We start from the raw sequence: 18,124 nt of genomic DNA on the forward strand, positions 1-18,124 counted from the left end.
CTGTCTGAGAGTTGGATCTGATGAGCCTCGAACTGCTGCCCGCCGTCGACGTCCGGGACGGTCAGGCCGTCCGCCTGGTCAAGGGCGCCTCCGGCACCGAGACCTCCTTCGGCGAGCCGCTCGCCGCCGCCCTCGCCTGGCAGAACGCCGGCGCCGAGTGGCTGCACCTGGTCGACCTGGACGCCGCCTTCGGCACCGGCTCCAACTACGAGCTGCTGCGCGACGTCACCGGCCGGCTGGACATCAAGGTCGAGCTGTCCGGCGGCATCCGCGACGACGAGTCGCTCGCCCGCGCGCTCGCCACCGGCTGCACCCGGGTCAACCTCGGCACCGCCGCCCTGGAAGCCCCGGAGTGGGTCGCCAAGGCCATCGCCGAGCACGGCGACAAGATCGCCGTCGGCCTGGACGTCGTCGGCACCACCCTGCGCGGCCGCGGCTGGACCCGCGACGGCGGCCAGCTCTTCGAGGTGCTGGAGCGCCTCGACCAGGAGGGCTGCGCCCGCTACGTCGTCACCGACGTCAACCGGGACGGCACCCTGACCGGCCCCAACCTCCAGCTGCTGCGCGACGTCTGCGCCGCGACCGCCAAGCCCGTGGTCGCCTCCGGCGGCGTCTCCTCGCTCGACGACCTGCGCGCCATCGCCTCGCTCGTCGGTGAGGGTGTCGAGGGAGCCATCGTGGGCAAGGCACTCTACGAGCAGAAGTTCACCCTCGAAGAGGCCCTGGAGGCGGTTTCAGGATGACGGATGGTCGGATCGTACGCGGCGAGGTCGAACACGGCGCGCTCGGGCACGGCGCGGTCGTGCGCGGCCGGGTCGGCGGATTCTCCCCCTGGGAGGACGAGTTCGGCTACTCCCGGGCGGTCGCCGCGGGGGACCACGTGCACGTGGCCGGCTCCACCGCCTGGGTGGACGGCCGGATCGAGCACGAGGGCGACCCGTACCGGCAGACCCTCGCCGCGTTCGGCGTCGGGCTCAAGGCCCTGGCCGCGTACGGTCTGACCATCGACGACGTGGTCCGCACCCGGATGTACATCACCCACGTCCGCGACGCCGAGGAGGTGGGCCGCGCCCACCGTGAACTCTTCGACGCCGCACGCCCGGCGGCCACCATGGTGGTGGTCGAGGGACTCATCGACTCCCGGATGATGGTCGAGATCGAGCTCGACGCCTACCGGTCCGGGCTGGCGAAGACCCTGGAAGCACTGGAAACCCTGGAAGCCCTGGAAGGCGAACAGCCGTGACCCTCGCAGTACGTGTCATCCCCTGCCTGGACGTCGACGCCGGGCGGGTGGTCAAGGGCGTCAACTTCCAGAACCTGCGCGACGCCGGCGACCCGGTCGAGATGGCCAAGCTCTACGACGCCGAAGGCGCCGACGAGCTCACCTTCCTCGACATCACCGCCTCCTCCGGCGACCGGGAGACCACCTACGACGTGGTCCGCCGCACCGCCGAGCAGGTCTTCATCCCGCTGACGGTGGGCGGCGGCATCCGTGCCGTCGAGGACGTCGACAAGCTGCTGCGGGCCGGCGCCGACAAGGTCGGCGTCAACACCGCGGCCATCGCCCGGCCCGAGCTGATCCGCGAGATCGCCAAGCGCTTCGGCCGGCAGGTCCTGGTGCTCTCGGTGGACGCCCGGCGCTGCCCGCCCGGGACGGAGACCGAGTCGGGCTACGAGGTCACCACGCACGGCGGGCGGCAGGGCACCGGCCTGGACGCCGTCGAATGGGCGGGCCGCGCCGCCGAGTTGGGCGCGGGCGAGATCCTGCTCAACTCGATGGACGCCGACGGCACCAAGGACGGCTACGACCTGGAGATGATCCGGGCCGTGCGCAAGGCCGTCTCGGTGCCGGTGATCGCCTCCGGCGGAGCGGGCAGGCTCGCCGACTTCGCGCCGGCCGTCGAGGCGGGCGCGGACGCGGTGCTGGCCGCCAGCGTGTTCCACTTCGGGGACCTGCGGATCGGCGACGTCAAGGGCGCGCTGCGCGAGGCCGGGCACCCGGTGCGCTGACGTTCGGCGCGTGCGTGTGCGTTCCGCGCGTGCGCTGACGTTCGGAGTGTTCGTTTGCGTGTGCGCTGACGTTCGGCGCGCGCGTTCCGTGCGCGTTCCGTGCGTGACGAGGGCCCGCGGTTCCCGGAACCGCGGGCCCTCGCCGCACCCTCAGGACTCCTGGGGCTCGCCCTTGATCAGCGCGAAGGGGGCGCCGTTCGGGTCCGCCAGCCAGGCCAGCCGGCCGACGTTCTCCACGTCCGCGGCCGGCATCAGCACCGAGCCGCCGGCCGCCGTCGCCCTGGCGATCACCGCGTCCACGTCCTCGGCGGCGAAGTACGGCGTCCAGGCGGAGGGCTGCTCCGGGGACATCGTCGGGGCGATGCCGCCGAAGCTGGTGTCCCGCTGGTCGCCCTCGGCGGTGGAGAGCACCCGGTAGGTCATGCCCGGCGACGGCTCGAAGTTCTCCACCCGCCAGCCGAACAGCTGCCGGTAGAAGGCGAAGGCGCCGTCCTGGTCGGAGGTGTGCAGTTCGGCCCAGACCAGGGCGCCCTCCTCCGACACGGCGTCCAGGCCCTTGGTGTTGCCGGACTGCCAGACGGCGAACCGGGCGCCCTGCGGGTCCGAGAACTGCGCCAGTCGGCCCTCCTGCATCACGTCCATCGGCTCGACCAGGACTTTGCCGCCGGCCTGCCGGACGGCATTGGCGGTGGCGTCCGCGTCGGAGCTGCGGAAGTACGTCGTCCAGGTGGACGGGTCACCCTCGTTGAGCGAGCCGATCGCGCCGACGGTCTTCCCGTTCAGCTGGACGAAGCCGTAGCCACCGGTGTCGGGGATCTCCAGGAACGTCCAGCCGAAGACCGTGCTGTAGAACGCGGCCGTGGCGGGGATGTCCGGGCTGCCCAGGTCGATCCAGCAGGGCGAGCCGATGGGGAAGTCGGTGGTGAGCATGGCGGTGTGCCCTTCGACGGATGGGACGGCCGGGTGGCCCGGGGCGGACCCCGGCCACCTGCGAGTCTGCACCCGGGCACTGACATCCGCAGCCGGGGAAGCCGCCGGGGGGACGGCCTGGGAGGTGGCCGGGGACGGCCCGGGACGGCCTGGGACAGCCGGGGAGGCGGCCGGGGCCCGCTGTGAGCCGCGTCACTTCCCCGCCCGCCGTGCAGCAGCGGGCGGACGGGGGCCGTCAGGGGGGCGGAAGAGACGGCGGGAGAGAGAGTGAGGCCGCGGGTGAGGCTGCGCAGGGCCAGTCCCGGGATCGACTTCGTCGAGTTCGTGGAACAGCGTGCGGGCGCGCTGTTCCGCACGGCGTACGTGCTCACCGGGGACGCGCACACCGCGGAGGACCTGGTGCAGGAGGCCCTGGAACGGGCCTGCCGACACTGGCGGCGGGTCGCGCGCGCGGAGGTGCCCGAGGCGTACGTGCGCCGGATCCTGGTGAACCTGGCCAACGACCGCTGGCGGCGCCTGCACCGCTCGGGTGAGCGCCCCGCGCCGGAACCCGTCATCGAGCGCCCCGACCCCCGCGACGCCTACCGGTCGGTGGAGCTGCGCGCCGAGCTCGTCGCGGCGCTGCACACCCTGCCGATGGGGATGCGCACCGTGGTCGTCCTGTACTACCTCCACGACCTGGGGGACCGGGAGATCGCGCAGACCCTCGACATCTCCCCCGGCGCCGTGCGCTCGCAACTCGCCCGCGGGCTTGCGAAACTGCGGGCCGCGCTGCCCCGGCAGGACGTCCCGTCCGCGTCGTCGACCTCGCGTGAAGGTGCGTGATGATCCGCTTCCCGCCCCAGGACCCCGCTTCCGCCCCCGCCCCCGACCCCGGCTTCGACAAGGAACTCCTCGCCGCCATGACCGCTTTCGCCGACAACACCCCCACCCCCGTGATCGACGCCGCCGGAATCCGGCGCGCGGTGCGCCGTCGCACCGCCCTCGCCGGGGTCGCGGCGGTGGCGGCGGTGGCCGCCATCGCGACGGGCGCGGCCCTGCTCCTGCCCGGATCGCCGGGCGGCGGCGACGGCCCGGCGGGGACCGCGCCGGGCCCGGCCGTCCAGTCAGCGCCACCGGCCCCTGCCCCGCCCGCCTCCCCTGCCGCTCCCTCCGCTCCCTCCGCTCCGGTGTCGGCGTCCGCGCTCGCGCCGTCGGCGACCGAAGGCACCCCTTCCCCCGTCGCCCCGCCCGCGCCCGGCACCGCGACCGTGACCGTCCCCGCGGTCACCGGCCTGTCCCGGGACGCCGCCACCCGGCTGTTGGACGCGGCCGGGCTGCGCTACGAGGTCCACGAACTCACCGACTGGAAGGTGCCCGCCGGGTCGGTCGTCAACTCCGAGCCGCAGGCCGGGCGCACCGCGGCGGCGAACGGCGTCGTCCAGCTGTTCGTCTCCAAGGGCCGCCCCGGAAGCTGACCGCCCACCCCCGGCCGCGCGTGGGCCGGCGGCCACCCGGCCCCCGTTCCGCTGCTACCTCGGGGGCAGGGGAAGGACGTGGCGCAGGGCCTCGACGGCGTCGGAGGCACCGTCGACGGCGAGGGCGGTCAGGGCCCCGCGGCCGTAGGTGAAGAGCACCAGCTCGCCGGGTTCTCCGGTGACGCGGACGGTGGCGGCTCCGGCCGGGCCGACGGTGAGGGAACGGCCGTCCGGGTGGGTGAGTGCCAGGCGGACGGGGGAGCGGCGGCCCGCCTCCAGGCGGGCGATGAGCGGGAGGCGGCGCCAGAGGGCCTCGGCGCGCCCGGGCGGCACGGGCTGAGCGGTCCAGTCCTCGGCCGCCCGTACGACGTCCTCGGCGTGGACGAAGTACTCCACGGTGTTCGCCGCCTCGTCCGCGCCGGGCAGGGCGAACGGGGAGTAGACCGGAGGCCCGGCCCGGAACAGCCGCACCAGTTCCTCGTACGGCCGCTCGGCGTACCCGTCCTGCACCCGCCGCGTCCACCCGGCCAGCGCCCCGACCCGGATGCCGGCCGCCGCGTCGGGCCGGCGCTCCCGGACCACCAGGTGGGCGGCGAGGTCCCGGGTGGTCCACCCGGCGCAGAGCGTGGGCGCGTCCGGCCCGGCGGCGGTGAGGAGTTGGGCGAGCCGGTGGCGTTCGGCGAGGGCGTGGTTCGACATGCCGTCAGCCTAGGGGAGCGTCGCGATGCCGGCGCAGAGCAGGCGGACGCTTCGCGCGAACTTCTCGTCCTGGCTGTGGCGGGGTGTGGACGGGTCCATGAGGAGGGGGAACCGTTCGCGCAGTTCGGAGTAGAGCTCGGCGGTGACGGGTGGGGGTGTCGCGGGCTGGTTCTGCTCCTGGAGGACGAAGCCGGTGACGTGGCTGAGCAGGGTGTCGGCGGCGATGTGGCAGTGATCGGCGGGCAGGCCGGCGTCGAGGAGGGTGCGCAGGAGGCGTTCCATCAGGGAGAGGGCGCCGGTGCTGAGCATGCCGGGGCTCTCGGCGAGGAGTTGGGCGCCGCCGGGGTGCTGCTTGATGCTCAGGCGCAGGGCGGTGGCCTGGGCCTGTGTGCGGTCCTGCCAGGTGGCGGTGGGCGGGAGGGCGGTGAGGGCCCGGGTGCCGGCGTCGTAGGCCCGGCGGCAGACCCGGTCGGCCATCAGGGCGAGGAGTTCGTCCTTGCCGCGTACGTGGTAGTAGAGGCTGCCCGCGTGGGCGTCGAGCCGGTCGGCGACCTGGCGCATGGACAGGTTCTGGTAGCCGACCTCGGCGAAGACGGCCATGCCCGCGTCGACGATGCGGTCCTTGGTGAGCTTCATGACCTCACCGTACAGCGTTTTCCAACACCGTTCGAAAACTGTGCTAGCTTTGCCCCATCAAGTTTTCGAACGGTGTTGGAAAACGCCGGAGCCAGGGGGAGGAGCCGGACATGGGGGCGATCGTCTTCAACGTGACCACGGCCGCACTGATGGTCATGATGGTCAACTGCGGGCTCGGCGTGGTGGGCCGCGACACCCTGCGCGGACGCCCGTTCCCGTGGGCGGCGATCGCCCTGACCGCGGTCGCCGTCGCGGGCGTGCTGCTCCAACTCCTCTGGTCCGGCGCGATGGACGCGCTGGACGCGGACCCCGCCAAGTCCGGCTGGTGGCGCGAGCTCACCTCGGTGTTCATGCAGAACGGCGGCCTGTTCGGCGGCCTGTGGAACCTCGTCACCCTCGCCGCCGTCGCCGCGCTCGCCCAGTGGTACTGGGGCGGTCCGCTCACCCTCGGCTTCTTCCTCGCCGGCATCCTGCTGCCCGGCCGCATCGACACCCTGCTCGGCCTCGGCGGCGGCCCCAGCACCGACCCGCGCAACTTCGCCGGCAGCTCCGGCGCCACCTACTTCCTCGGCGCCACCCTCGCCCTCGCCCTCCTCACCCGCACCCGCCTCCCCAAGGAGATCGCCCTGGCCGCCGGCGTCCCCGCGCTGGGCCTCGCCGTGTGGCTCGCCCAGGAGAACGGCCACGGGCTGGTGTCCGTCTACGGCTTCGCCCTCGCGGCGGCCGTCTGGGCGCTCCGCCGCCTGCCCCGCCCGGCCCCCGGCCGGACGGCCTGACCCGCAGCCCGGCGGCCGCTCGCGGCACGCCGGCAAGCGGGACGGCGACTGCAACCAAAACTGCAACCACGAGACGACGCAGGCCCGGACCGCTAAGCGGTCCGGGCCTGCGTGAAGGCGGAGCATACCGGTGGCCCGGGCATGGTCCACGTGTCGCGGCTGGTGCCCCATGTCGTCGGCGGTGACGGTGACCTCTCGCGGATGCGGATCCTTCCTTCTGTGCTTCACCATTGACAGTTGGGCGGGGGGCTCGAAGCAGGTCGCTGCGCAGGGTGTGATCCAAGATGTAGCGGGGCGGTGAATGAGACCGCAGCTGAGGCTAGACGACTGGCTGCCGCAGCCTTGGCGATCGAGGACCCTACTTCGGAAAACTGCCAGTTGAGCCACCAGTGCAGGCGTTCTTCTTCTCGACCTGACCAGCGTGGCTTCGCAGGCGGAGCTGTGCTCCCGGTCGGAGCAGGTCAGGCGAGCCGACGACATGGGGCCGACCGCGAGCTAACAGGCTTGCTCCGCCGCCGAGGGCGCTCACCGAGGCTTGGTGCTGATTTCTCGAACGTGAGCCCATGCCGCCGTTGCCGATGCCGCAGCTTCGCCAGCAGCGTCGTGCGCCCGCCTTGAGACGGTAGCGCCGAGAGAAAACCATGCAAAAAGTACGGCGAGGGCCGATGTGAGCCCCGCCGAGATGTGGGCGAACAATGCCGCCGAGCTGGCGGTCCTCGCGTTCCCAGCCGCAATCCGGCCATGCCTCGGCGCGTTGGCTTTTGCCGAGCCGGAAGCTCTTGCTGCCCACAGCGCGAAGATCTGGGCGAGCCTGGCGAGGGCACATGCTGTGCACAGAATTAGACCGATAATACCGGCCAGTCCGATAAGGAGTCGCTCCAGGATGGAAGGATGGTCGGACCAGCCGCCTACCGGCAGCAGGCCGATAGAATGGCCGATTGCTCCTAATGGCATCGACCCTAGCGCTATTGTGCCAAGCAGGGCATCTCCAGGGTCGTCATCATCCTCGGTTTCGCTTCGCTCTTTCGGGCTCCGACTTTCTTGTTTGTGACGATTGAAGCCATTGCCGCTTGCGGATTCGAAGAAGAAAAGATTCCGCACGCCGCCCTCGACGTTTCCGTTGATGAACGTGCCGGGCCCGTCATTGCGCTGCTCTCTGGGCTGGGAGTCAGGCATTGTGCTTACTGCTCCCAATCCCGGCGGCCGCGCCGGCTTGATCTGAGCTCGTCGGCCGCAGTGAGGAGCTTGGGGGTAAGTGCCGCAAGGTCCCTCGCAGTAGAGGCTAAAAGCTCGACCGAATTGGAGAATGACATTCGCTCAAGAGCCTTCGTCGCGGATGCAAGGAGTTCCACGGAACTCGCGAGGTGGAATCGTCCTGCAGTCACGGCGATCAGGTCGGCGGTAGCCGCATCCTGCGCACTTCGAGCGGCCGCGTCGGCGAGGAGATTCGCTAGATCGGGCGAGGTCTTTGCGATCTGGGCCAGGTGTGCCTTTGTTTCCTTGTCGAGTAGCTCGTAGTTGTGCACGCCGCCGAAGACATTTCCGTTGACGAACGTACCGGATCCCGTATTGTGCTGTCTGCGGGGAACTTTATCTGGAGCGGTAGGCATCAGCAGGCTCCCCAGCCGTAAGAGTTATGAACTCCTCCGATAACAGCCCCGTTGACGAAAGTCCCTGAACCGGTGTTGCGCTGAGTGCCGGAATTCGAGACTGTTCCCGTTACGGTGAGAGCTTCAAGGTCGGGTCGAGCCTCTGGGTGGGCCGTGACATACTCCCCTACACGGTTGGTCCACTCCTGTGAGATCCGCTCCGTGGCACGGGAAAGCTCGGCCGCGAACTCGGTGTTGTGTTCGGTGGCACGAGTCCACTCGGCGAGAACTCGCGCGTCGCTGTCGAAGGCGGCCATGGCTGAGGCCTGTTCGTCAGGGGTGCCTCTGCGGAAGAGCTCCACGATCCGCGCTCGGATGACGAGGGCTCCCTCTGTGATCATCGATGCGGCGATGTTTCCGCCTGCGCCGGTCGCGATAGCGACTAGAGCGGGATCGAGCATTTTCCGGTCTCCCCCGGGTGGCGTGGTCGATGCGATACAGCCAGGAACCTACCCTCGGCGCCGACCCGATGCGTCTCGTATTGACAACAAGGACCTCGATGCAAAGCAAGTCATATTTTCAGCTTGACGTTGCTCGATGACATAGCGGTGCTTGCACATTCGAACCTTTGTCTCCGAATGCTCACGGCACAACTGGCAGGGGTCCGCCGTCCAGCCAACACTTGGTCTCGTGACCGCTCGTTCAGCCCGCATCTCGGCATCCCCCAGACCTTCGGCAGGTCCCGCCGTGCGGCGGTTCACTGAGGGCGACTCTGTGGAGGAGCTCACGCGTTTGCTTCATCGTGCATACGCCGATCACGCCGCGGCTGGTCGAGTCTTCTTCGCGTCGTACCAGTCCGTACAGGACACGGTCGACCGAGTGAGGAACGGGGAGTGCTGGCTCGCCTTCCGGGCCGCTGAGCTGGTGGGATCGGTGACGGTGGCGGCCCCGTACCCGATTCCCGAGGGGTATCCGGCCCCAGCGGGAGCGGGCTCGTTCTGGCAGTTTGCGGTGGATCCCACGTATCAGGGGACGGGCCTCGGACAGCGGCTGTTGACCTTGGCGGAGGATCGCATCGTTGCGCTCGGTTCCACGGCGGCTGTTATCGATACGTCGGCGGAGGCCGTCGAGTTGGTCGGCTGGTACCGCAGGCGGGGGTACGTGTCGGTCGGGACGTGGCGGTGGGATGTGACCAACTACGAGAGTGTGGTCTTGCTGAAGGACCTGATGGTCTGAATCGGAGGTGGCACGGGCTGGCGGGACCTCCCGGGGATGGGAAGCCTCCAGCCCGTGCCAGGGTGGCCTGGCTCTACTGCCCGAGAACTTGGGTTGCGTCCTGGGCGGCCAGGGCGAGCGCCTGGTCGAGTGCCCCGGGGCGGCGTCCGCCGGCGCTGGCGACGGTGCCCTCGCCACCGGCTCCGCCACCGACCAGGCGGGCCGACGGGACGAGGATCTGGCTGGCCTGGGTGCCGGTGCTGTGGAGGCTGTGGGTGATGGCGGCGACGAGGAGGGCCTTGCCGTCGTGCTCGGCGCCCAGGACGACGATGGCACGGTTGGCGTCCAGGATGTCGGCGGTGTAGGTGGCCAGGGTGCGGACTTCGTCGGGGCTGAGGTCGGCGACCTTCTCGGTGACGATCCGGCCGCCAGGGACGGTACGGGCGGAGGCGGCGAGCTGCTGGGCGCGGGTGCGGAGCTCGGTGTCGCGGAGGCGGGCGAGTTCCTGCTGGGCGGTGGTGAGGGCGTGGAGGCGCTTGCGGAGGGTGTCGGGGGCGTTCTGGGGGCGGGTGCCGAGGAGGGTGGAGATTTCTTCGAGGAGGCGGCGTTCGGTGTCGTGGTAGGTGAGGGCGTCGCGGCCGGTGAGGGCTTCGATGCGGCGCAGGTTGGAGCCGATGGAGGCTTCGCCGAGGATGCGGACGGGGCCGGCGTTCGAGCCGTGGGGGACGTGGGTGCCGCCGCAGAGTTCGCGGGAGAAGTCGCCGATGTCGACGATGCGGACCTGGTCGCCGTACTTCTCGCCGAACAGGGCAGTGGCTCCGGCAGCCTCGGCCTCTGAGCGGGTGGCGTGCCAGATGCGGACTTCGGGGCCGTCGAGGAGGTGGTCGTTGACGAGGGCCTGGATGGCGGCGAGCTGGGTGGGGTCGAGGGCGGAGAAGTGGGCGAAGTCGAAGCGCAGGCGGCCGGCGTCGACAAGGGAGCCGTGCTGGCGGGCGTGGTCGCCGAGGGTGCGGCGGAGCATGGCGTGCAGGACGTGGGTGGCGGTGTGGGAGCGGGCGACGGCGTCGCGGCGCGGGCCGTCGACCAGGGCTTCGGCCTGCTCGCCGGCCCGGATCTCACCCTCGGAGACGCGAACGGTGTGCACGTGGAAGCCCTCCAGGCCGAGCCTGGTGTCCAGGACCTCCAGGAGCGCACCGCCGGTGGTGCGGATGGTGCCGCTGTCGCCGACCTGGCCGCCGGACTCGGCGTAGAACGGGCTGCGGTCCAGGACCAGTTCGAGCGTGCTGCCCTGGTCGGCGCCGGGCACGACGGTGCCGTCGGAGATGATGCCGAGGACGGTGGTTTCGGTGTCGAGGCGGTCGTAGCCGACGAAGTCGGTGCGGCCGTGGCGGGCGGACAGTTCGCGGTAGGCGTCCTGGCGGCGCAGGGCCTCGGCGGTCTTGGCCTTGCCTCCGGCCTTGGCGCGCTTCTGCTGTTCGGCGAGCAGGGCGGTGAAGCGGTCCTCGTCGACGGTCAGGCCGGCATCGCGGGCGGCCTCGATCGTCAGCTCGACGGGGAAGCCGTAGGTGTCGTGCAGTTCGAAGGCGGTCTCACCGGTGAGGGCAGTGGAACGGCCCTCACGGCTGCGCGTGATGGCGGCGTTGAGCAGCCGGGTGCCCTGGGTGAGGGTGCGGGTGAAGGACTCCTCCTCGGCGATGACGACCTGCTCGATGAGGCTGGCCTGGCCGGTGAGTTCGGGCCAGACGTCGCCGAGGTTGGCGATGACGCTGGCGGTGGCCGGGGCGAGGACGGGCTGGTCGATGCCGAGCATGCGGGCGTGCCGGATCGCCCGGCGCATCAGACGGCGCAGGACGTAGCCGCGGCCGTCCTTGGCGGGCAGCACGCCGTCCGCGATGAGGTAGGCGATGGAACGGGCGTGCTCGGAGACGACCTGGAACGAGACTTTCTCCTCACCACCGGAACCGCTGCCCGGGTAGTCACGGCCGGCGAGTTCCTGGACGGTGGTCAGGGTGGGCAGGAGGAGGTCGGTGCTGCAGACGTTCTCGACGTCCTGGAGGATCGCGGCGAGGCGGTCGAGGCCGAGGCCGGTGTCGATGCTCTGCTGGGCGAGGTCGCCGAGAATCGGGAAGGTGCCGTTGTCGTCGTCCTCGCCGCGCATGGACTGCATGAAGACGAGGTTCCAGATCTCGACGTACCGTTCGCCGTCGACGGCCGGGCCGCCCTCGCGCCCGAAGGCCGGGCCCCGGTCGTAGTTGACCTCGGAGCAGGGGCCGCAGGGGCCGGGGACGCCCATGTCCCAGAAGTTGTCCGCGCCGAGGCGCTGGATGCGCTCGGCGGGGACGCCGATCTTGCGCCAGAGCTGTTCGGCCTCGTCGTCGCTCTGGTGGACGGTGATCCAGAGGCGGTCCTTCTCCAGGTTGTAGCCCTGGGTGAGGAGTTCCCAGGCGTAAGCGATGGCGTCGGCCTTGAAGTAGTCGCCGAAGGAGAAGTTGCCCATCATCTCGAAGAACGTGGCGTGCCGGTTGGTGCGGCCGACGTTGTCGATGTCGGAGGTGCGGGCGCACTTCTGGATGGTGGTGGCGCGGGGGTACTCCGGGGTGACCTCGCCCAGGAAGTAGGGCTTGAACTGGTTCATGCCGGCGTTGGCCAGCAGCAGGGTCGGGTCGGAGGGGATGAGCGGGCTGGACGGGACGTGGCGGTGGCCGCGTGAGGTGAAGAAGTCCAGGAAGGTGGAGCGGATCTGCGTCGAGCGCATGGCGGTAGGGCCCTCACGGAAGAGTCGCGGAGAGGTGGGGGGGTGATCACACGCCGAGCCGGGCCGAGAACGAGGACTGAGTGGTTCTCAGTTCTCCAGCTCGGCGCAGATAGCTCGCGCCCCCACGGTGTAGACCATGACTCCGGTATCCGTCGCTCTGAGGTGGCGCAGCCGACAACGGACGCAACGGTGCGCTGCGACTGCGCCACCAACAGTAGCGGCTCCGGGGTCAAGATCGCTTGGAGTTGTCCTCCTGACGGCCGATGCCGACCTGCAGGGGGAGGACGAAGGCGGCGTGGTCGGCGCGGGGCATCACGAGGTGGGCTCCGGCCCGGGCGAGGGCTTCGGGGCCGGCGAAGCCCCAGCCGGCGCCGACGGCGGTGACACCCGCGGCGTGGGCGGCGTGGATGTCGGTCTCGGTGTCGCCGACGAAGATGCCCGCCCTCGGAGGAACGTCGAGCCGGTCGAGGGCGAGCAGGACGCCGTCGGGGGCGGGTTTGGGCTGGGCGTCCTCGTAGCAGACGACCGTGTCCAGCTGGTCGAGGATGTCCGGCGGCAGCAGCCAGTTGACCCTTTCGCGGCTTCGCAGGGTGACGACACCGGTGCCGACTCCGGCCTCGCGGAGCGCCGCAAGGGTCTCGGCGACGTAGGGGAACACCTCGGCGGTCAGGGTGGCCGTGGCGCTCGCCGCGGCCCAGCCATCCTCGTTGATCGATCCGTCCAGTCCGAGGTCGGACAGGACGTACTCGCGCGGGGTGGTCGCGGCGCCGGCCGGGAGATCGGCGACGGTCACCCGCTTGCCGAGGGCGGCGGTCGCATAGCCTGCCAGGGTGGCGAGTTGGGCGTCCCGGCTGTCGACGAGGACGCCGTCGAGGTCGAAGAGCACGGCTCGCTTCACGCGGCACCGCCCGCCCGGGGTGACGGCAGGTCGGCTTCGGTGAACAGCGAGTTCAGGGTGACGCGGTGCTCGGCCAGCAATGTCCGGCCGCCGAGCGGGCGCTCCAGGACACAGAGCGCGTGGGTGACCGGTCCGCCCACCATCCGCAGGATGCGTGCCATGTGGAGCAGTTGGCCGCCGGAGCGGACCACGTCGTCGACCAGGACGATGCGGCGGCCGTCGATGGGAAGGCCTTCGACCTGGTGGCGCGAGCCGTAGCTCTTGGGCTTGCGGCGCACGAAGACGGCGGGCAGGCCGGTGGCGGCGGACAGCGCCACGACGAGGGGGACACCGCCGAGTTCGATGCCCGCGAGCACCTGGGCGCCGTCGGGGACGAGGTCAGCCATGGCGGTGGCGGTGTCGCGCAGGAGCGCGGGGTCGGAGGCGAGCCGGTACTCGTCGAAGTACGCGTCGAGCCGTCCGCCGTCGGCGAGCTTGAACGGAGCGTTGACGCACGCGGTTTCGGCGAGCCGGGCGGCGAGGCCGGCCGGTGGGGTGCGGGTGGTCATGCTCCTCCGATCGGGGTGGTGCCGAGCGAGGCGAGGTGGGCGCGGAAGGCGTCGGCGGACTCGACGGTGGTGAGGAAGCCGAGCGGCCGGGTCGGGGTCTCGTACAGCCACCGCTCCTCGCGCAGGAAGGCGAGCAGGCGAAGGGCCGACGCGCCCGCGAGGCAGACCGGCACGGGCCGGATGGTGGTCGCGTAGTAGAGGGCGGCGGTCAGCTCGTGGAGGGTGCCGACTCCGCCGCCCATGGCGACGACCAGGTCGGCGTTCTCCAGGTAGTGGTTGAGGCGGGCGCCGGGGTCGGGCAGGTGGACGGACAGGGTGGTGTGGGGGTTGAACACGCCCCACTCGTCGTGCTTGCCGGTCAGGGTGACGGCGGTGACCGTGGCTCCCTGGCCTCCGGCTCCGCGGGCGGCGGCCTCCATGAGCCCGTTGTAGCCGCCGTGCAGGAGCTGGTAGCCGGCCTGGGCGAGGGACCGGCCGATCTCCTCGGCCAGCGTCTCCTCCTGGGCGGAGGCGGGGACGACGCCGCCGAAGAAGACGGCGGTCAGGCCCTCGCGGGCCCGGCTGGCGGCCGGGCCCGCGAGGTGGAGTGCGTTCACACCAGCTCCTGGTAGGTGCGGTAGGCGGCGACGGCGTCGTGCAGGCCGTCGAGCGCCTGCGGGCAGGCCCGCTCGGCCAGGGCGAGCACCCGCTCGATCGCCTCGGTGACGTCGGCCGCCTCCGGGATGGCCGGGCCGCTGATCGCGGCGTCCAGGTCGCCCAGGCAGGCGCGGCCGATCGGGGTGACGGCGATCTCCTCGCGCAGCTGGTACCAGCCCCAGAACCGCGAGGCGGGGGCCAGGGCGGTCTTGATCAGGTCCTTCGTGGCCGTGTGCAGCCGGTGCCACTCGGAGTACGCCACGAACCGCTGGCCTCGCTTGATCCGCTTGTGCAGGAGAACGGCCAGCACCAGGTGTTCGATCAGCAGCTCGGCGCAGGAGGGCGGCCGGGCGAGGAAGGCGGCGGCGAAGCTCTCGGCCGCCGCGACGTCCGGCGCGGTGACCGGTCCGGGCCGTCGGTCGAGGAGGACGGCAGTGCTGACCGTCTCCTGCAGCCGCGGGATCCGGGAGGCCGGCGCGAGGTAGAGGTCGATCTGGTGGAGCTTGCCCTCGTCCGGGACGAGGAAGACCATCCCGACACCGCCGAGGTCGGCGACGATCGTGTCGCGCCAGCCGGGCAGCAGGGCGCCGGCCTCGACCGGCATCAGGGTGTCCAGGGCCTCGACGAACGACGGGAAGTGGGCGTCGTGGACGCCGGCGACGAAGTCGACGTCGGACAGACGGTCGGCGGTGCCGTGGGCCAGCGACCCTCGGACCATCAGGTGGGTCACCGCCGGGGAGGTGGCCAGGACGTCGGCGAGCTTCGACAGCAGCGGCAGCTGCGCGGGCCGGTTGGCCTGGGTGATCGCCGCCAGTTGCAGGGTGGGCATGCGCTTCTTCCTTCCGGGCGTAGGTGCGGGCTGGGATCAGGCGGGGATCGCGAGGAGGCGGCGCTTGGCGGTCTCCCAGCGCGTCGCGGCCTCCATGTCGCCGAGGGAGGTGTGCAGTTCGGCGATCAGGTCGTAGACCGTGCCTTCCGGCAGGGCGTACGTGTAGAAGAGCCGCAGCAGCATCCGCTCGGCCGCCTCCGTGTAGCCGAGGGTGGCCATGTTGCGGGCGTTCTCCAGCCGCGCGGCCAGGACCGTCTGGTCGGCGACGGGCAGCGGCTCCGCGACCACCGGGCTGAGCGCGGGACGTCGGGCCAGGTGGCGGTAGGCGTCGTCGGCGTACACGTCGGCGATCAGGTGGATCCGGTCCGGGCCGAGCAGGTTGCACACCCCGTGGGCGTAGGTCGGAGTGAGCCGCCAGATCCGCCCGCCCGTCATGTGCACCTTGGTGCCGCCGGTGACCAGGAAGGCGGACCTGTTGGTGTGCAGCGGGATGTGCAGCCGGTGCCGCTCGACCTGGTCGAGCTCGTCGTAGTCGCGGTGCTCCCAGAGGAAGGCGTTGCCCTCCAGCCGGGCGAGCCGCACCCACATGAAGTCCAGGCCGAGGTCGGCCAGGAATGCGGCGGTGGCCGGCATCCGGCCCAGCAGGTCGGTCGGACGGGCGGCGCAGTCGCCGATCGTCACGTCGGCGGCGTCGCCGGAGGCGTTCATCAGCGAGGTGGTCCACCAGCCGCCGGACTGGTAGGCGCCGTACTCCTCCTTCCAGGGGGCCTGGGCGGTCAGGGCTTCGTGGCGCATCCGCTCCAAGGGGGCGGAGTCCACGGCGTCCAGCTGGGCGATCTGCCCGGCCAGAGCGGTCAGGGTGTTGTCCATCGGTTCCCTCCTGTTCCGGCTTTCGGCATGGCGAGCCGGAGGGCACGTGGTGCTGGATGAATCGGATCGGGCGCCGCTGCCGGCACACCTGATCCCACGCTTCGCTGTCGGGAGTGCATGGACAGCGACGTGGTGGTCGGGATGGCGGCGCCGGGTGTGGCACCGACAGGGGGCCGGGTTTGCGGGAGGTGGTCCCGGCAGGCACTGTTCAGTGAACCGATCCAGGGGCACGATGGGTAGGCGATTCGACACGTAGAGTGGTTTACGCGGTTTACTGCTCCAAGTCGGAGGATCGGTCGTGGCCACGTTCAAAGAGCCCAATCACCGCCTCAGGGAGGCTATTTCAGCCGCCGGATGTACCTATGAGTCGTTGGCGGGCGCGGTGCGGCGGGTCGGTGCGGAGAATGGCGAGAGCTTGTTGACCAACAAGTCCGCCGTGGTCCACTGGATCAATGGCGCACAGCCGACCGGGCAAGTAGGTCAGTACATCGCGGAGGCGCTGTCCCGTCGCTCCGGGCGCCGCGTCACCCTCGCCGAACTCGGCTTCGCGAGCCCGGAAGAGTCGTTGGCGGCGAGTCTCGATCCAGTGGAGGCGGCCGCCAACCTCGGTCGCGCCGATGTGGAGCGTCGGACCTTCCTGGCTGCTGCTGCCTTTACCACCACCGGAGTGGCGATGCCGCTGCTCTACGACCCCGAACCGGTTTCGCGTCTGATGCGAGCTCGAACCGGCATGGCGAGGGTGGGCGAGCTGGAAGTCGAAGTCGTCCGACAGATCACGGCAGTGTTCAGCGCGGCGGACGAACGGCTCGGCGGCGGGCATGGACTGACGACCGTGACCGCCTATCTTGCCGACACGGCAGCCCCGATGCTCAATGGCTGTTTTCCTGACGAAGATACGCGGCGTCGGGCCTTCGGGGCGGTCGCTGAACTTGGCTACCTTGCGGGGTGGAAGCACCATGATCTCGGCCAAGAAGGCGCGGCCCAGCGCTACTACCAGGTCGGCTACCAGCTCGCTGTCGAGGCCGATCCTCATGGTCATGCCGGTTGGATGATGCGTGCCCTGGCCCACCAAGCGCTCAGCCTCAAGCTGTCCAACCACTGTGTCGCGCTGATCGAGAACGCGCTCACCCGAAGCATCGGACGGGTGGACAGTAGGACCGAAGCGTTGCTCCACATCACCCATGCACGCGCTTTTGCTGCAATCCGTGATAAGCCTGCGGCAGCCAAGGCGCTCCTCGCAGCGGAGAACTCGCTTACCCGTGGCGGCGATCAGCAGCCGAGCTTCTCGCTCGTCAGTGGACCGGCAGCCGGCACCGTCGCCAGCCATACGGCGCGTACTCTCACTGATCTTGGAGATCACGTGGGAACGGAGCGGCAGCACCGTGCCGCATTGATCCGTTGGGACGCCGAGAAGTACAGGAGAGTCCATGCCCTCACCTATGCCGATCTCGGCGACAGCGTGGAGGCGCAGGCGCGGGCGGACGAGGCGGTGGCGATCTGGGGGCGGGCGCTCGATCTGATGGAAGGTATGACTTCGGATCGGACGAGAAAGGCGATCTCTTCGATTCGCCCACGCTTGGCGGTCTGCCGTAGGCGTGGTGTCCCAGGAGCCGTTGACTTGGAACGCCGCGTACGCGAGGCACTGACATGACAGCCGCACCGCAGGAAGGACCCGACCGACGTGGCTCACTCGACCGTTGATCAGAGCACTCTCGAACCGGCCACGGAGTCGATGACCTTGCTGGTCGCGGCTGTCATCGTCCATGATCTCGAAGCCCAGCGGGTCGTTCTCCTGCGGAGAGGGCCCAAGGCGAAGTTTGCGCAGGGCATGTGGGATCTGCCGGTTGGCAAGAACGAACCCGGCGAGCCGATCACGGAGACCGCGGTGCGTGAGCTCAGGGAGGAGACAGGACTCGTTGTCAGCCCTGAGGATTTGTGCCTGGCCCACGTCATCCACGGGGCCCGGGGCGTCGAGGCGCCCAACGGCTTTCTGACCGTCGTCTTCGCCGCTCATCGGTGGTCCGGCGAACTTGCCAACGGGGAGCCTGACAAGCACTCGGAAGTGGCGTGGGTCGGTGTCGATGCCGTACCGGACGAATTCGTCTCCACCACTAAGGGGGCACTGATCAGCTACCTCGGCGATGGTCCGAGCATTTCCCTCGACTCATGGCAGGGTTGACTGCGGTGTGGGGGGTCTTCCTGCCCAGAGCACCCACCCCACCCCCCCCCCCCCCCCCCCCCCTCTTTTTTCCTCCCGGACGGTCCCCCACCCCCCC

The 18,124-nt window shown here is 70.5% G+C and carries 21 protein-coding genes; 9 read left to right on the plus strand and 12 right to left on the minus strand.

From position 1 onward, the window contains the following. Positions 1-20: 20 nt before the first annotated feature. From priA to hisF, 3 genes are read left to right on the plus strand one after another with little or no spacing between them, the layout of a single operon-like run. Positions 21-743, plus strand: a complete 723-nt coding sequence (gene priA, locus ACFVGO_RS17555) for a bifunctional 1-(5-phosphoribosyl)-5-((5-phosphoribosylamino)methylideneamino)imidazole-4-carboxamide isomerase/phosphoribosylanthranilate isomerase PriA (RefSeq protein WP_380548722.1) — start codon at positions 21-23, stop codon at positions 741-743. Further along, positions 740-1,243: a RidA family protein gene (locus ACFVGO_RS17560; protein WP_380632607.1), complete on the plus strand. Its 504-nt coding sequence runs from the start codon at positions 740-742 to the stop codon at positions 1,241-1,243. Before priA ends, ACFVGO_RS17560 begins: the two co-directional genes overlap by 4 nt. Next, the gene (gene hisF, locus ACFVGO_RS17565; RefSeq protein WP_359908289.1) at positions 1,240-2,010 is read left to right on the plus strand and encodes an imidazole glycerol phosphate synthase subunit HisF; all 771 of its coding nucleotides are present in this window, start codon (positions 1,240-1,242) and stop codon (positions 2,008-2,010) included. The genes ACFVGO_RS17560 and hisF overlap by 4 nt, the downstream gene beginning before the upstream one ends. A 150-nt stretch (positions 2,011-2,160) precedes the next feature. Here the strand turns inward: hisF and ACFVGO_RS17570 are convergent, their stop codons facing one another. Beyond that, positions 2,161-2,940 carry a VOC family protein gene (locus ACFVGO_RS17570; protein WP_359908286.1) on the minus strand — a complete coding sequence of 260 codons (780 nt, stop codon included), beginning with the start codon at positions 2,938-2,940 and terminating at the stop codon, positions 2,161-2,163. 279 nt (positions 2,941-3,219) lie between these two features. Here ACFVGO_RS17570 and ACFVGO_RS17575 point away from each other — a divergent pair, with 279 nt between their 5' ends. Both ACFVGO_RS17575 and ACFVGO_RS17580 read left to right on the plus strand, forming a co-directional pair. Further along, on the plus strand, positions 3,220-3,765 hold the full coding sequence (locus ACFVGO_RS17575; RefSeq protein WP_380358256.1) for a SigE family RNA polymerase sigma factor: 546 nt from the start codon (positions 3,220-3,222) through the stop codon (positions 3,763-3,765). Then, positions 3,765-4,397: a PASTA domain-containing protein gene (locus ACFVGO_RS17580; RefSeq protein ID WP_380632610.1), complete on the plus strand. Its 633-nt coding sequence runs from the start codon at positions 3,765-3,767 to the stop codon at positions 4,395-4,397. Before ACFVGO_RS17575 ends, ACFVGO_RS17580 begins: the two co-directional genes overlap by 1 nt. Positions 4,398-4,451: 54 nt before the next feature. On the opposite strand, the gene ACFVGO_RS17585 is transcribed toward ACFVGO_RS17580, so the two are convergent. Beyond that, entirely contained in the window at positions 4,452-5,096 is a 645-nt protein-coding gene (locus ACFVGO_RS17585; protein ID WP_380358262.1) for a TIGR03085 family metal-binding protein, read from the minus strand. A gap of 9 nt (positions 5,097-5,105) precedes the next feature. Beyond that, entirely contained in the window at positions 5,106-5,732 is a 627-nt protein-coding gene (locus tag ACFVGO_RS17590; RefSeq protein ID WP_380632613.1) for a TetR/AcrR family transcriptional regulator, read from the minus strand. Between the two features lie 110 nt (positions 5,733-5,842). On the opposite strand from ACFVGO_RS17590, the gene ACFVGO_RS17595 reads away from it, so the two are divergent. Beyond that, a complete protein-coding gene (locus ACFVGO_RS17595) occupies positions 5,843-6,508 on the plus strand; it encodes a hypothetical protein (RefSeq protein ID WP_380632616.1) in 666 nt (221 codons plus the stop codon). Between the two features lie 525 nt (positions 6,509-7,033). On the opposite strand, the gene ACFVGO_RS17600 is transcribed toward ACFVGO_RS17595, so the two are convergent. Genes ACFVGO_RS17600 through ACFVGO_RS17610 form a run of 3 tightly spaced genes read right to left on the minus strand, consistent with a single transcriptional unit; the run spans position 7,034 to position 8,558 of the window. Beyond that, the gene (locus ACFVGO_RS17600) at positions 7,034-7,684 is read right to left on the minus strand and encodes a hypothetical protein (protein WP_380358270.1); all 651 of its coding nucleotides are present in this window, start codon (positions 7,682-7,684) and stop codon (positions 7,034-7,036) included. Between the two features lie 5 nt (positions 7,685-7,689). Then, a complete protein-coding gene (locus ACFVGO_RS17605) occupies positions 7,690-8,118 on the minus strand; it encodes a hypothetical protein (RefSeq protein WP_380358272.1) in 429 nt (142 codons plus the stop codon). Continuing rightward, positions 8,118-8,558, minus strand: coding sequence for a hypothetical protein (locus ACFVGO_RS17610; RefSeq protein WP_380632619.1), 441 nt, complete (start codon positions 8,556-8,558; stop codon positions 8,118-8,120). The genes ACFVGO_RS17605 and ACFVGO_RS17610 overlap by 1 nt, the downstream gene beginning before the upstream one ends. A gap of 313 nt (positions 8,559-8,871) precedes the next feature. On the opposite strand from ACFVGO_RS17610, the gene ACFVGO_RS17615 reads away from it, so the two are divergent. Then, the gene (locus ACFVGO_RS17615; protein ID WP_380358278.1) at positions 8,872-9,333 is read left to right on the plus strand and encodes a GNAT family N-acetyltransferase; all 462 of its coding nucleotides are present in this window, start codon (positions 8,872-8,874) and stop codon (positions 9,331-9,333) included. A gap of 73 nt (positions 9,334-9,406) precedes the next feature. On the opposite strand, the gene alaS is transcribed toward ACFVGO_RS17615, so the two are convergent. From alaS to ACFVGO_RS17645, 6 genes are all read right to left on the minus strand, one after another. Beyond that, complete coding sequence (gene alaS, locus ACFVGO_RS17620) at positions 9,407-12,067, minus strand: alanine--tRNA ligase (RefSeq protein ID WP_380632621.1); 2,661 nt, start codon at positions 12,065-12,067, stop codon at positions 9,407-9,409. 229 nt (positions 12,068-12,296) lie between these two features. Further along, positions 12,297-12,965, minus strand: a complete 669-nt coding sequence (locus tag ACFVGO_RS17625) for an HAD family hydrolase (protein WP_380632623.1) — start codon at positions 12,963-12,965, stop codon at positions 12,297-12,299. Further along, positions 12,962-13,513: an orotate phosphoribosyltransferase gene (locus tag ACFVGO_RS17630; protein WP_380632625.1), complete on the minus strand. Its 552-nt coding sequence runs from the start codon at positions 13,511-13,513 to the stop codon at positions 12,962-12,964. The genes ACFVGO_RS17625 and ACFVGO_RS17630 overlap by 4 nt, the downstream gene beginning before the upstream one ends. Continuing rightward, positions 13,510-14,109, minus strand: a complete 600-nt coding sequence (locus ACFVGO_RS17635) for an LOG family protein (RefSeq protein WP_380632628.1) — start codon at positions 14,107-14,109, stop codon at positions 13,510-13,512. Before ACFVGO_RS17635 ends, ACFVGO_RS17630 begins: the two co-directional genes overlap by 4 nt. Further along, positions 14,106-14,978 carry a hypothetical protein gene (locus ACFVGO_RS17640; RefSeq protein ID WP_380632630.1) on the minus strand — a complete coding sequence of 291 codons (873 nt, stop codon included), beginning with the start codon at positions 14,976-14,978 and terminating at the stop codon, positions 14,106-14,108. Before ACFVGO_RS17640 ends, ACFVGO_RS17635 begins: the two co-directional genes overlap by 4 nt. Positions 14,979-15,014: 36 nt before the next feature. After that, a complete protein-coding gene (locus ACFVGO_RS17645; protein ID WP_359910219.1) occupies positions 15,015-15,848 on the minus strand; it encodes an aspartyl/asparaginyl beta-hydroxylase domain-containing protein in 834 nt (277 codons plus the stop codon). 298 nt (positions 15,849-16,146) lie between these two features. Here ACFVGO_RS17645 and ACFVGO_RS17650 point away from each other — a divergent pair, with 298 nt between their 5' ends. Then, a complete protein-coding gene (locus ACFVGO_RS17650) occupies positions 16,147-17,499 on the plus strand; it encodes a tetratricopeptide repeat protein (protein ID WP_380632633.1) in 1,353 nt (450 codons plus the stop codon). Positions 17,500-17,580: 81 nt separating this feature from the next. Beyond that, on the plus strand, positions 17,581-18,027 hold the full coding sequence (locus ACFVGO_RS17655) for an NUDIX domain-containing protein (protein ID WP_359910217.1): 447 nt from the start codon (positions 17,581-17,583) through the stop codon (positions 18,025-18,027). Positions 18,028-18,124: the final 97 nt, after the last annotated feature.

Origin of the sequence: Kitasatospora sp. NPDC057738 (genome assembly GCF_042798815.1) — a bacterium.
In the GTDB taxonomy this organism is placed as follows: Bacteria; Actinomycetota; Actinomycetes; order Streptomycetales; family Streptomycetaceae; genus Kitasatospora; species Kitasatospora lactacystinica.